Below are 13,187 nucleotides of genomic sequence, written 5' to 3'. Positions count from 1 at the left end.
GGCAACCGACATGGCTGAACTCCTTCTCGACGTCCAACAACTCACCTGCGGCCACGGCGAGGCCGTGGTGCTGCAGGATGTGAGCTTCTCGCTGCCGCAAGGCCGCTCACTGGCGCTGCTGGGCCGCAATGGCACCGGCAAGACCACGCTGATCGACACCCTCGCGGGCGCGGCGCGGCGCCATGCCGGCCGCATCACGCTGGCCGGGCGCGAGATCCATGGCCTGCCCAGCCACCAGCGCGCGGGTGCGGGCATCGGCTGGGTGCCACAGGAGCGCAACATCTTCAAGTCGCTCACGGTGCACGAGAACCTCACCGCGGTGGCGCGCAGCGGGCCGTGGACGCCCGAGCGGGTGTATGACCTGTTTCCGCGCCTGGCCGAGCGCAAGAAGAACCTGGGCACGCAGCTGTCGGGCGGTGAGCAGCAGATGCTGGCCTTTGGCCGCGCGCTGGTCATCAACCCGCGCCTGCTGCTGCTGGACGAGCCGCTGGAAGGCCTGGCGCCCATCATCGTCGAAGAACTGCTGCGCGCCATCCGCCGCGTGGGCCGCGAGGAAGGGCTGTCGTCCATCGTCGTCGAGCAGCACCCGCACATGGTGCTCGGCGTGACCGACGACGCCATCGTGCTCGACCGCGGCGGCATCGCCTACCGCGCCACCAGCGAGGCCCTGCTGACCGATCCGGCACCGCTGGACCAGTGGCTCGGCGTGGCCGCCGCGCACTGAACCGCCATCCGTCTCTTGACCCAGTCACCACGAGGAGAAGCTCGATGACCCTGCGCACCACGCCGCCGTTCCGCGCCGACCATGTCGGCAGCTTTCTGCGTCCGAAGTACTTGCTGGAGGCCCGCGAGCAGTTCTTCGTCAACAAGGCCATCACGGCCGAGCAACTGCGTGCGGTGGAAGACCGCGCCATCACCGAGATCGTGAAGTTCCAGGCCGATGTGGGCCTGCAGAGCATCACCGACGGCGAGTTCCGCCGCACCTACTTCCACATCGACTTCCTGGAGCAGCTGGGCGGCGTCAAGACCGACATCCCGGTGACCGTCAAGCGCGCCGATGGCACCGAGGAACTGGCGCCGCCGGTGATCCGCGTGATCGACAAGGTGCGCCATGCCAAGAACATCCAGCTGGCCGACTTCCAGTACCTGAAGGCGCAGGTCGAGGCCCTGGGCCTGCAGCCGCAGGGCGCGCTGACGCCCAAGGTCACGATCCCGTCGCCGACCATGTTGCACTTCCGCGGTGGCCGCGCCGGCATCAGCCGCGAGGCCTATCCCGAGCTGGATCCGGCCTTCTACGACGACGTGGCCAAGGCCTATGGCGACGAACTGCAGAGCCTGGCCGACGCCGGCTGCACCTATGTGCAGATGGACGACACCAACCTGGCCTACCTGTGCGACGAGAAGATGCGTGAGGCCGCCCGTCAGCGCGGCGACGACCCCAACGAACTGCCGCACCGCTACGCGCAGTTCATCAACAAGGTGGTGGCGCACAAGCCGGCCGGCATGACCCTGGCCATGCATCTGTGCCGCGGCAACTTCAAGAGCACCCACGCGGCGGCCGGCAACTACGAGCCGGTGGCCGAAGCCCTGCTGTCGGAGATGAAGCTCGACGCGTTCTTCCTGGAGTACGACGACGACCGCAGTGGCGACTTCCGCCCGCTGCGCTTCCTCTCCAAGGGCAAGATCGTGGTGCTGGGTCTGGTGACCACCAAGTTCGGCGCGATGGAGAGCAAGGACGTGCTCAAGCGCCGCATCGAGGAAGCCGCGCAGTACGCGCCGCTGGACCAGCTGTGCCTGAGCCCGCAATGCGGCTTCAGCAGCACGGTGCACGGCAACAACATCGCCGTGGAAGACCAGCGCAACAAGCTGCGCCTGGTGGTCGAGACGGCGCAGGAGGTCTGGGGCTGATTGCGGGACGCGTGACAGGCCCTGCGGCCCGTCACGCATCAGCCGAAGCGGGCCTGCGCGTACAGCTTCTCGGAGCGTGCGCCCGAGCGGCAGAAGGCCAGCACCGGGCCGGGCAACTCGGCCAGCAGCGCCTTGAACGCCGCGATCTCTTCGGGCGACTGGTAGCCGCCGGCCACCGGCAGGTGGCGGAACTGCAGGCCGGCGGCCTCGGCCGCGGCCTGCACCGCGGCGGCGGTGGGCTGGTCGGGGCCGCGCTCGAAATCGGGCCGGTTGCACACCACCGACTTGAAGCCTGCGGCGGCCACTTCGGCCATGGCCTCGGGCGTGAGTTGCGGGGCCACGGCGAACTGCGCGGTGACGGGGCGGATCGGAAGCGTCATGACGGTGGAACCTCGGGGCAGGGCGATGCCTGGAGCTTACTTCGCGCCCGACAGCGCCGCCTTGACCGCGGTCGACACCAGCCCCATGTCGGCCTTGCCGGCCAGCTGGGTTTTCACCGCGCCCATCACCTTGCCCATGTCGCCGGGGCCGCTGGCGCCCAGGCCGGCCACGATGGCGGCCACGGCGGCGGTGATCTCGTCGGCGCTCATGCGCTGCGGCAGGTAGGCGCTCAGCACGCTGAGCTCGGCCTGCTCCTTGGCGGCCAGGTCGTCGCGCTGGGCCTGCTGGTAGGCGGCGATGGAGTCCTTGCGCTGCTTGATCAGCTTGTCGACCACGGCGATGACCTGGGCGTCATCGAGCGTGATGCGCTCGTCGACTTCCTTTTGCTTGATCGCGGCCAGCAGCATGCGGATGGCAGACAGGCGCTCGGCCTCCTTGGCGCGCATCGCCGTCTTCATGTCTTCGGTGATCTGGTCTTTCAGGGCCATGGTCGTCAACTCCGGGGCAGAAATTCGAGGTCTGAAATGCAAAACGCCCGCAGCGGCGTCCCGCGCGGGCGTGTCGAAAGCTGGATTCGCGTGGGCGATCAGTACAGCTTCTTGGGCAGCTGCATGCTGCGCACGCGCTTGTAGTGGCGCTTGACGGCGGCGGCCTTCTTGCGCTTGCGCTCAGCGGTGGGCTTCTCGTAGAACTCGCGAGCGCGCAGTTCCGTCAGCAGGCCCAACTTCTCGATCGTGCGCTTGAAGCGGCGCAGGGCGACATCGAAGGGCTCGTTTTCCTTGACGCGGATGGTAGTCATCGAACGGATGAATCCTTGAGTGAGTGCGCTCGGTGTTCCTGTCTCGGCCTGCCTGTGCAGTCTTCAGGCGTTCAGCCTGATCGCTGCGGGCGGGGCATTTCCGGACTTGCCAGGCCGGGGAATCGACACGCGGTTTGCTAGCAAAACGACGATTCTACTCTGAAATTGGCGAAATTTCCAAGGCCTGGGCACAGGCCGCTGCGCTGGACCAGGCCCACTGGAAGTTGTAGCCGCCCAGCCAGCCGGTCACGTCGACCACTTCGCCGATGAAGTGCAGGCCCGGCACGCTGCGCGCGCCCAGGTGGCGCGAGTCGAGATCGCGCGTGTCCACGCCGCCGGCCATCACCTCGGCCTTCTTCCAGCCCTCGGTACCGGTGGGCGTGAGCTGCCAGCGCTGCAGGGCTTCAGCCAGGCGTGCCAGGTCGCGGTCGCGCAGCTCGGGCAGGGGCTTGTCCTTGGGCAGATCCAGCGTGGCCAGCCAGGTGTCGGCCAGGCGCTGCGGCAGCCAGTCGGCCAGCACATTGCCCAGATGGCGGCGCGAGCCGGCCTTGGCCGCGGCCAGCAGGGCCGGCAGGTCGCGCTGCGGCAGCAGGTCGATGCGCAGCGGCTCGCCCGGCTGCCAGTAGCTGGAGATCTGCAGCACGGCCGGGCCGCTGAGGCCGCGGTGGGTGATCAGCAGGTCTTCGACGAAGTGGCCGGCGGGCTGGCCCTTGCCCTTGGGGCCTTTTTGGCCGGTGCCGGTGCTGATCTCCACCTCCAGCGACAGGCCCGACAGCGCCGCGAACGGCGCCCAGGCGCTGGCGTCGAAAGTCAGCGGCACCAGCGCCGGCCGCGGCTCCACCACGCGCAGGCCGAACTGCCGCGCCAGGCGCAGGCCGAAGTCGGTGGCGCCGATCTTGGGCACCGGCAGGCCGCCGGTGGCAATGACCAGCTGCGGCGCGGCCACCGGGCCGCGGTCGGTGTCGATCTCGAAACCGCCGCCGCCGCTCTGGCGCACCGCCTTGACGCTGCAGGGCTGCCAGCGCTCGACGCCGCCCGCGGCGCATTCGGCCAGCAGCAGGGCGATGATCTGCTCGGCCGAGTCGTCGCAGAACAGCTGGCCCTTGTGCTTCTCGTGGAAGGCGATGCCGTGCCGGCGCACCAGCGCGATGAAGTCGGCCGGCGTGTAGCGCGCCAGCGCCGAGCGGCAGAAATGTGGATTGGCCGACAGGAACTGCGCCGGCGTGGCCTCGCGGTTGGTGAAGTTGCAGCGCCCGCCGCCGGAGATGCGGATCTTCTCGGCCACGCGCTCGGCATGGTCGATCAGCAGCACCTTCAGGCCGCGCTGGCCCGCCAGGCCGGCACAGAACAGGCCGGCTGCGCCGGCCCCCAGGACGATGGCATCGACGCGGTGCATGGCGGCGGATTATCGCGGCGCCATGTGCCGGCACATTCCGCCGCGGCCCGACGGCGCGCATTGGCCGGCCTCGGCCCGGCCGTGCGCCGGGTTCAGGCGCGGCGGGCGTGGGGCTGGCGCAGCTGCGCCAGTGCGCCCAGCAGCAGCGCCACCTGGCGCTCCAGCGGGGCAGGCGCCGGCTGGGCGCCGGCGGCCACGCTCTGCACATAGGTGGCGGTGGCGGCGGCCTCGATGCTGCGCGGCAGGATGGGCAGTTCGGCCAGCACACCCTCCTGCGCCGCGCAGGAATGCTCGGGCTGCAGCACACCGCCCAGCCAGGTGTCCATCCTGGGGCAGCGGCGCGGGTCGGCCACGGCCTCGCCCTCAGTGCCGCGCAGCACCATCAGGTGCGCGGCGCTGCGCTCGGCCAGGGCCGACATCAGGGCGCCGAACTCGGGGTGGGTGTAGCTGGTCAGGCGCAGCACCGGTGCGCCCTGCACCGGCTGCAGCAGCTTGGCCACGGTGTGGCCCGAGTTGCGCACGCCCACCACGCGGCGCACATCCAGCAGGCGCTGCAGCGCCGGGTGCAGCACATCGGTGGCCATGTAGGCCGGCTCGTGCCGGGCCCAGCGCTCGTGCACCGAGGCCACGGTGTCGCAGGGCGGCAGGCCCAGGGCCTGGAACACCTCGCAACTGGTCACGCGGGCGGGGTCATGGCGCGGGCCGTGCACCAGCACCGACGCGCCTTCCTGGGCCAGGCGCATGGCCAGCAGCGGCACCAGGTTGGGCAGCTTGCGCGCGCCGTTGACGCTGGGGATCACGATCACCGGCCGGTCGGGCGCCAGCGCCGAGATCGGCAGCGCACGCTCGTCCAGGGCCTGGCAGAAGCCCAGCAACTCATCGACCGTCTCGCCCTTCATGCGCATGGCCAGTGCGAAGGCGCCGATCTCCAGGTCGGTGACCCGGCCGTCCAGCACCTGGCCGAACAGGTCGCGGGCCTGGGCCGCGTCCAGCGGCCGCGCCCCCTCGGGGCCACGGCCGATTTCCTTGATGTACTGCGCGATGCTCATGTGCTTGTCTCCTCGGCGCCTGTCCGGTCGGTGGCCGCAAGTTCCGGGCCGGCATCTTGCCCCGGATGGGGTCGGCCGACCTGAGCAAGGTCAAGCCGGGCTGCCCGCCATCGGTGCCTGCACCACGCCGGGCGCGGCCGCCTGCACCGGCGTGGCGGCCACCAGGCGCTTGAGCTGCGGCACGCACGAGCCGCACTGCGTGCCGCAGCGCAGCGCGCCCTGCAGCTGCGCCAGCCGGGCCTCGGCCGTGCCGGCGCAGCGGCCCAGCACCTGCACGATCTGTGGCTCGCTGACGTTCAGGCAGGTGCACACCTGCGCGCCGCGCGGGGCCAGCGCCACCGGGGGCGTGGCGCCGGGGCTCAGCAGCAGGCGGCCGTAGGACTGCGCCGGCAGCTGCTCCTGCAGCAGGGCCTTGACCCAGGCCTCGGCGCGGGTGTCGCCGGCCAGCACGAAGGCCTGCAGGCGCAGGTCGTCGCCGTCGCGGCGCAGCGCCATGCTGCGGCGCTGGCCGCGCTGGCGGTCCTCGTAGCGCAGCGCGTCCTGGCGCTCGGGGCCCAGGCCGAACAGCGCCTCCACCTCGGCCAGCAGCTCGGGCGGCGGTGCGGCCTCGGCGGCCGCACGCAGCTGCACGCCGTGACCGCTGTGGCCGAAGGGCACCACGCTGGCGAAGGCGAAGCGCGGCAGCAGCGCCACCAGTTGCTGGCGCAGCTGCAGGGCCTGGGCCTCGTCCAGCCAGGCGGCGGCCACCAGGCGCCAGGGCAGGTCGGCCTTGCCGAGGCGCACGGCGGTGTGCTTGAGTTCAGGCTGCTTGCTGGCGGGGCAGAAGGCGCCGGTGGTCAGCGCATTGATGCCGGCCGCCACCTGGCCGGGCAGCGCACGCCCGCCCAGCACCTCGTCGCCCCAGTGCATGGCCACATGGGCCTGGCCGGGGGCCACGCTGTCGGTGGCCTGGGCCGGCAGCAGCAGCGTGCCGCGCCGTGAGCTGATCTGCACCAGGTCGCCCGCCTGCAGGCGCAGCTGGGCCATGTCCTGCGGGTGCAGGTCCACCACCGGCTCGGGCGCGTGGCCGAACAGCCGGCCCAGCGTGCCGGTGCGGCTCATGCCATGCCACTGGTCGCGCAGGCGGCCGGTGGTCAGGCTGACCGGGTAGCGCGCGTCGCGGGGCTCGGCCAGGGGCAGGTACGCCACATCGGCGAAGCGCGCGCGGCCGTCCGGCGTGGCGTAGCGGCCGTCCTCGTACAGGCGGGCGCGGCCCTGCGCGGCGCCTTCGGGCATCGGCCACTGCTGCGGGCCCAGCGTGTCCAGCAGCGCATAGCTCAGGCCGGTGATGTCGAGGTCGCGGCCGCGCGTGCTCTCGCGGTGCTCGTTCCACACGTGCTCGGGCGTGGGGTAGTCGAACAGCGGCGGCTGGCCGGGCCGCAACTGGGCTTCGAGGGCCTGGGCGATGTCGCGGGCGATCAGCCAGTCGTGGCGCGCCTGGCCGGGCGCCGGCACGGCCGGGCGCACGCGGCTGATGCGCCGCTCGCTGTTGGTGACCGTGCCGTCCTTCTCGCCCCAGGTGGTGGCGGGCAGCAGCCAGTCGGCATGGCGTGCGGTGGCGGTAGTGGCAAAGGCCTCCTGCACGATGACCAGTTCGGCGCGTTCGAGCGCGCGGCGCACGGTGGTCTGGTCGGGCATCGACTGTGCGGGGTTGGTGCAGGCGATCCACAGCGCCTTGATCTGGCCGTCGGCCGCAGCCTGGAACATCTCCACCGCGGTCTTGCCCGGCGTGGCGGGCACGTCGGACAGGCCCCACAGCGCGGCCACCTCGGCGCGGTGCTGCGGGTTGGCCAGGTCGCGGTGTGCGCTCAGCAGGTTGGCCAGGCCGCCCACCTCGCGCCCGCCCATGGCATTGGGCTGACCGGTCAGGCTGAACGGGCCGGCGCCGGGCTTGCCGATCTGGCCGGTGGCCAGGTGCAGGTTGATCAGCGCGGCGTTCTTGGCCGTGCCGCTGCTGCTCTGGTTCAGGCCCTGGCAGTACAGGCTGAGCGTGCGGCCGGCGGTGGCGAACCAGCGCGCGGCCAGGGCCAGATCGAACTCGCTGACGCCGGTGAGCCGCGCGGTCTCCTGCGGCGTGAAGGCCTGCACCCGCGCCTTCAGCGCGTCGAAGCCGCTGGTGTGCTCGGCGATGTGGCGGGCGTCGATCCAGCCTTCCCACAGCATCAGGTGCAGCAGGCCGTGGAACAGCGCAATGTCGCTGCCCGGCAGGATCTGCAGGTGCAGGTCGGCGGCGGCGGCGGTGTCGGTGCGGCGCGGGTCGACGACGATCAGCTTCTGGCCGGGGCGTGCCTGGCGCGCATCCTCCAGTCGGCGGAACAGGATCGGGTGCGCCCAGGCCGGGTTGGCGCCGGCCACGAACACGGTGTCGGCCAGCGCCAGGTCGTCATAACAGGCCGGCGGTGCGTCCGCACCCAGGGTGGCCTTGTAGCCAGCCACGGCGCTGCTCATGCACAGGCGCGAGTTGGTGTCGATGTTGTTGGTGCCCAGCAGGCCCTTGGCCAGCTTGTTGAAGACGTAGTAATCCTCGGTGAGCAGCTGGCCCGAGACGTACAGGCCGATGGCGTCGGGGCCGTGCGTGGTGGCGATGTCGGCCAGTCGGTTGGCGATGTCGTCGGTGGCCGTCGCCCAGTCGCTGGCCACCGGTGCGGCGCCGCGCTGCATGCGGCGCATCGGCTGCAGCAGCCGGGCCTGCTGCTGCACGGCCGGGCTGGCGGTCAGGTGCAGGGTGCTGCCCTTGCTGCACAGGCGGCCGAAGTTGGCGGGGTGGTCGGGATCACCGCGCACGCCGGTGATCTGCGCACCGTCGCGCTCGATGATCACGCCGCAGCCCACGCCGCAGTAGGGGCAGGTGCTGCGGGTGCTGTGGGGCTGGGCCATGGTGTCTCGTGCAGGTTGCGGGTCGGGCATGGAGGCGGGGAACGGGGCAGAAGGCTCAGGCGGCTGCCGCTTCGGCGGGCGCGCAACTGTGCTCGCCGAACATCAGCCGGTCGCGGATGTCGGCGATCGGCCGGCCCTCGCGCAGCAGCTGGAAGTACCAGCTGCCATCGGCGGTGTCGCCGTACAGGCAGGCGCCGACCAGCCGGTCGCCGCGGATCACCAGCTTCTTGTAGACGCCGGCCAGCGGGTCGCGCAGCACGATCTCCTCGCTGTCGCTGCCGCCCATGAAGTCGCCGGCCGAGAACAGGTCGATGCCGGTGACCTTGAGCTTGGTGCTGGTCTGGCTGCCGGTGTAGCGGCCGATGCCCACCTGGGCCAGGTGCGTGGCGCAGACCTTGCCCTGCTCGAACAGCGGCGCCACCAGGCCGTAGGCGATGCCGCGGTGCGCGGCGCATTCGCCCACGGCGTAGATGCGCGGGTCGGTCACGGTCTGCAGCGTGTCGTTGACGCTGATGCCGCCGCGGCCGTCGTTGGCGCAGTGCAGGCCGATGGCCCGTGCCAGCGTGGTGTTCGGGCGGATGCCGGCGGCCATCACCACCAGGTCGGCCGGCACCTCGCTGCCGTCGGCAAAGCGCACGCCGCGCACGCGGCCCTGGGCATCGGCCAGCAGTTCCTGCGTCTGCGCGCCGATGCGGAACGCCAGGCCGCGGGCTTCCAGGCTCTCGCGCAGCAGGCCGGCCGCCACGGCGTCGAGCTGGCGCTCCATCAGCCACGGGGCGATGTGCACCACGGTCACCTGCATGCCGCGCAGCATCAGGCCGTTGGCCGCCTCCAGCCCCAGCAGGCCGCCGCCGATGACCACCGCGTGCCGGTGTGTCTTCGCGGTCTCGATCATCGTGCGCGTGTCGGCGATGTCGCGGTAGGCGATCACGCCCTGCAGGTCCTTGCCTGGTACCGGCAGGATGAAGGGCGCGCTGCCGGTGGCGATCAGCAGCCGGTCGTAGGCGGCCTCGGTGCCGTCGTCGGCGCGCACCACGCGGCGCGTGCGGTCAATCTGCGTCACGGTCTTGCCCAGGTGCAGCGTGATGCCGTGCTCGGCATACCAGCGCAGCGGGTTGAGCACGATGTCGTCCTCGGTCTGCTCACCGGCCAGCACCGGGCTGAGCAGGATGCGGTTGTAGTTGGGGTGCGGCTCGGCGCCGAACACGGTGATGTCGTACAGCCCCGGGGCGATCTTCAGCAGTTCTTCCAGCGTGCGCACGCCGGCCATGCCGTTGCCCACCATCACCAGCTTCATCTTCTTCATGTGGCTTGCTCCTTGGCCCGGTACGGGGCTTTAGCAATCGGGGTGCCAACGCGGCCACGGCATGGCCGCGCCTGCGCCGGGCTGCGGCGAGAATGGCGGCCCCATTCCAACGGCCGCACAGGCCTGCCGCGCAGGGCGTCATGAGTTTCCAGGTCGATGTCGGACAGGCCAGCCAGCGCGGACTGCGCGAACACAACGAGGACTTCACCGCCGCGCTGGCGGCGCCGGCGCACGAGCCGGCGCGTGGCCTGATCGCGGCCATCGCCGATGGCGTGTCGGCCGGTGGCCAGGGCCGCGCCGCGGCCCAGACGGCCGTGATCTCGCTGGTGCAGGACTTCCATGCCGTGCCGGGCACCTGGGAGACCACGGTGGCGCTGGACCGGCTGATCGCGGCCCACAACGCCTGGCTGGCCGACCACAACCGCCGCCGCAGCGACGATGCCTCGGGCCTGACCACGCTGACCGCCCTGGTGCTGCATGGCCAGACCTGGACCGCCGCGCATGTGGGCGACACCCGCGCCTGGCTGCTGCGCGACGGCGAGCTGCAGCAGCTCACCCATGACCATGCGCTGGACCATCCCGACCTCGGCAGCCGCCTGACCCGCGCTATCGGCCTGGAAGACACGGTGCGCGTCGACTTCCACCAGGGCGCGCTGCAGGTGGGCGACATGCTGCTGCTCAGCAGCGACGGCGTGCACCGCACGCTCAAGCCCGCGCAGATCGCCAGGCTGCTGCAGCGCGAGGTGCCGGTGCATTCGCTGGCCGAGGCCCTGGTGCAGGCGGCGCTGGACGCCGGCAGCCCCGACAACGCCAGCGCCGTGCTGCTGCGCGTGCAGGGCCTGGCCGAGCAGGGCCTGGACGACGCGCTGCTGGCCGGTCGCCAGCTGCCCGCCGCGCCGCGTCTGAAGGTGGGCGATGCGCTGGACGGCATGACCATCACCGCGCTGGTGGCCGACACCGGCGTGCACCGCCTGTACCAGGCGCGCGAGGACGCCAGCCGCGACCTGGTGGCGATCAAGACCCTGCACGAAAGCCGGGCCGGCGACGCCGAGGAGCGCGCGATGCTGGCCCACGAGGCCTGGCTGGGCCAGCAGGTGGGCGGGCGCGATGCGCGCGGCTTCGTGCGCGTGCGGCCGCAGCGCGCGCCCAGCGCCTTCTACGTGGTGTTCGACTGGCACAGCGGCCAGACGCTGGAGCAGCGCCTGACGCCCGGCCAGGCCGTGGCCGCCGACGAGGTGGTGGCCGCCGGCATCGCCGTGGCGCGTGCGCTGGGCCGGCTGCACCGCCAGCGCGTGATCCACCGCGACGTGAAGCCAGCCAACCTGCACCGCGGCGACGACGGCCAGTGGCGCCTGCTGGACCTGGGCGCGGCCATCTCGGGGCGCGAGCCGGCCGCGCTGCGTGCGCTGCGCGCCGGCACGCCCAGCTACATGAACCCCGAGCAGTGGGAAGAAGCCGGCAGCTGCGAGGGCGCGGCCCAGGCCGATGCGATGAGCGACCTCTACGCGCTGGGCGTCACGCTGTACCAGTGGCTTACCGGCCGGCTGCCCTACGGCGAGATCGAGCCCTACCAGACCCAGCGCTTCCGCCGTGACCCGGTGGCACCCAGCCGCATCCGGCCCGATCTGCCGATCTGGCTGGACCATGTGCTGCTGAAGGCCGTGGCGCGCGACCGCCGCCAGCGCTTCGAGACCGCCGAGGAACTGCTGCTGGCGCTGGAGCGCGGCGCGTCGCGCCCGCTGACCGCGCCGCCCGCCACGCCCCTGGTGCACCGCGACCCGGCCGCGCTGTGGAAGATCGCGCTGGCCGTCTCGCTGGGCTTCAACCTGCTGCTCGTGGTCTGGCTGCTGTTCCTGCCGCGCTGATGCGGCGCGGCGTGCAGCGCACGCGCAGGGATGGAGGGGGCGGGCCATGCCGGGCTCGGGCAGGTCGGATGTGTCGGGTGGGGGGGCGTGAAGGGATCTCAGCGCGCCACGGCCCGCGCCGTGCGCCGCTCGGGCTGCGACGGCGTGCTGCGCGCGCGGCCACCCTTCTCGGCCCAGGTGCGGGTCCAGCGGATCTGCATGCGGCGCAGCATCAGCAGCATGCCCAGCGCCAGCACCGTGAAGGCCAGGAAACCGCCGAAGTAGCTGCCCGTGTACTGCTTGGACAGGCCCATCGCATTGGGCAGGAAGCCGCCGCCCAGCGCGCCCACCTCGCCGATCATCGAACCGGCGATGGCGGTGGTCATCGGCCAGCGCAGCGGCACCAGCTGGAACAGCGCGCCGTTGCCGGCACCCAGCGCGGCAAAGCACAGCATGAACAGCAGCGTGGTCGCCGGCAGCGAGCCGCCGGCCAGGCCGCACAGCAGCAGCGACACCGCCACGCCCAGCAGCACGCCGCTGAGCGTGGTGATGCCGCCCACGCGGTCGCTGATGTAGCCGCCCAGCACGCGCACGCCCGAGCCCATCAGCGTGGCCAGCATGGTGAGCTGGCCGGCCTCGACCTTGGTGACCTTGAACTGGTCGTGGAAGTAGGTGGGCAGGAAGCTCGACAGGCCGATGAAGCCGCCGAAGGTCACCACGTAGATCAGGCTGAAGGCCCAGCCGTCCTTCTCGTACAGGCAGCTCAGGTGCTCGCGCAGGCTCTGGTGCGCGTCGCGGTCGGGCGGCTCCTTGGCGGCGATGGCCATCACGGCCAGCGGCAGCAGCATGGTGGCCGCGGCGATGCCGTACACCGTCTGCCAGCCGAACTTCTGCGCCAGCGGCGGCGCGAACAGCACGGCCAGCACGGTGCCCGAGTTGCCGGCGCCGGCGATGCCCATCGCCAGGCCCTTGTACTTGGCCGGGAACCAGCCGCTGCCCAGGCTCAGCGCCACGCCGAAGCTCGCGCCGGCAATGCCCAGCAGCACGCCCATGGCCAGCACGCGGTCGTAGCTGTCGACAAAGAAGAAGCCGAAGGCCAGCGCGGCGATGATCAGGCTCATCTCCACCATCGCCGCGTTCTTGCGGCCGATGTACTGCGCCAGCACGCCCAGCGGAAAGCGCATCAGCGCACCGGCCAGGATGGGCACCGAGATCATGAAGCCCTTCTGTGCCGGGCTCAGGCCGAACTCCTCGCTGATGAACGGGCCCATGGCGCCGTTGAGCACCCACACCGCGAAGCAGAAGTCGAAGTACAGGAAGGCGGCGAACAGCGTGGGCCAGTGGCCCGAGCGCAGAAAGGTCTTGAAACCGGTCATCGGGAGGGGGCTCGTCGGGGGTGGCGGGGCCAGGCAAGGGGCCTGGGACCGGCCGGGGGCCGTGGCGACCGCGGCGCAGGCGGGTCAGCCGGGGGCGGCAGACACCGGCGTCCGGGCCCGTTCGGGCTGGCCACCGGCAGGTGGGGCCGGCGGGCGCCGGCCGGGGTGCAGCGTCACACCCGTTTGCAAGTCGACAGAAGCAACAAGCGTGC

At 71.7% G+C, this 13,187-nt stretch carries 10 protein-coding genes and 1 pseudogene; 3 read left to right on the top strand and 8 right to left on the bottom strand.

What is annotated here, in order from left to right:
* Window positions 1-10 precede the first annotated feature (10 nt).
* On the top strand, window positions 11-724 hold the full coding sequence (locus AACH10_RS20215; protein ID WP_341412289.1) for an ABC transporter ATP-binding protein: 714 nt from the start codon (window positions 11-13) through the stop codon (window positions 722-724).
* Window positions 725-768: 44 nt separating this feature from the next.
* A complete protein-coding gene (locus AACH10_RS20210; RefSeq protein ID WP_341412288.1) occupies window positions 769-1,908 on the top strand; it encodes a 5-methyltetrahydropteroyltriglutamate--homocysteine S-methyltransferase in 1,140 nt (379 codons plus the stop codon).
* A gap of 38 nt (window positions 1,909-1,946) precedes the next feature.
* Here AACH10_RS20210 and AACH10_RS20205 read toward each other — a convergent pair whose 3' ends face one another.
* From AACH10_RS20205 to AACH10_RS20175, 7 genes and pseudogenes are all read right to left on the bottom strand, one after another.
* A complete protein-coding gene (locus tag AACH10_RS20205; RefSeq protein WP_341412287.1) occupies window positions 1,947-2,288 on the bottom strand; it encodes a protein tyrosine phosphatase family protein in 342 nt (113 codons plus the stop codon).
* 36 nt (window positions 2,289-2,324) lie between these two features.
* Window positions 2,325-2,777: a GatB/YqeY domain-containing protein gene (locus tag AACH10_RS20200; RefSeq protein ID WP_341412286.1), complete on the bottom strand. Its 453-nt coding sequence runs from the start codon at window positions 2,775-2,777 to the stop codon at window positions 2,325-2,327.
* 98 nt (window positions 2,778-2,875) lie between these two features.
* On the bottom strand, window positions 2,876-3,088 hold the full coding sequence (rpsU, locus tag AACH10_RS20195; protein ID WP_012346814.1) for a 30S ribosomal protein S21: 213 nt from the start codon (window positions 3,086-3,088) through the stop codon (window positions 2,876-2,878).
* Window positions 3,089-3,242: 154 nt separating this feature from the next.
* Window positions 3,243-4,484 carry a BaiN/RdsA family NAD(P)/FAD-dependent oxidoreductase gene (locus AACH10_RS20190; protein WP_341412285.1) on the bottom strand — a complete coding sequence of 414 codons (1,242 nt, stop codon included), beginning with the start codon at window positions 4,482-4,484 and terminating at the stop codon, window positions 3,243-3,245.
* Window positions 4,485-4,576: 92 nt separating this feature from the next.
* Window positions 4,577-5,533, bottom strand: coding sequence for a DNA-binding protein YbiB (ybiB, locus tag AACH10_RS20185; protein ID WP_341412284.1), 957 nt, complete (start codon window positions 5,531-5,533; stop codon window positions 4,577-4,579).
* 90 nt (window positions 5,534-5,623) lie between these two features.
* Entirely contained in the window at window positions 5,624-8,449 is a 2,826-nt protein-coding gene (locus tag AACH10_RS20180) for a nitrate reductase (RefSeq protein ID WP_341412283.1), read from the bottom strand.
* A 91-nt stretch (window positions 8,450-8,540) separates the two neighbouring features.
* Window positions 8,541-9,755: pseudogene (locus AACH10_RS20175) on the bottom strand (NAD(P)/FAD-dependent oxidoreductase); the annotation flags it as partial.
* Window positions 9,756-9,895: 140 nt separating this feature from the next.
* Here AACH10_RS20175 and AACH10_RS20170 point away from each other — a divergent pair.
* Window positions 9,896-11,620, top strand: a complete 1,725-nt coding sequence (locus tag AACH10_RS20170; RefSeq protein ID WP_341412282.1) for a bifunctional protein-serine/threonine kinase/phosphatase — start codon at window positions 9,896-9,898, stop codon at window positions 11,618-11,620.
* Between the two features lie 98 nt (window positions 11,621-11,718).
* Here the strand turns inward: AACH10_RS20170 and AACH10_RS20165 are convergent, their stop codons facing one another.
* Window positions 11,719-12,975, bottom strand: coding sequence for an MFS transporter (locus AACH10_RS20165; RefSeq protein ID WP_341412281.1), 1,257 nt, complete (start codon window positions 12,973-12,975; stop codon window positions 11,719-11,721).
* Window positions 12,976-13,187: the final 212 nt, after the last annotated feature.

The sequence above is a fragment of the Pseudaquabacterium inlustre genome, from assembly GCF_038066595.1.
Taxonomy (GTDB): Bacteria; Pseudomonadota; Gammaproteobacteria; order Burkholderiales; family Burkholderiaceae_C; genus Pseudaquabacterium; species Pseudaquabacterium inlustre.
This window is presented reverse-complemented; position numbering and strand designations above follow the sequence as displayed.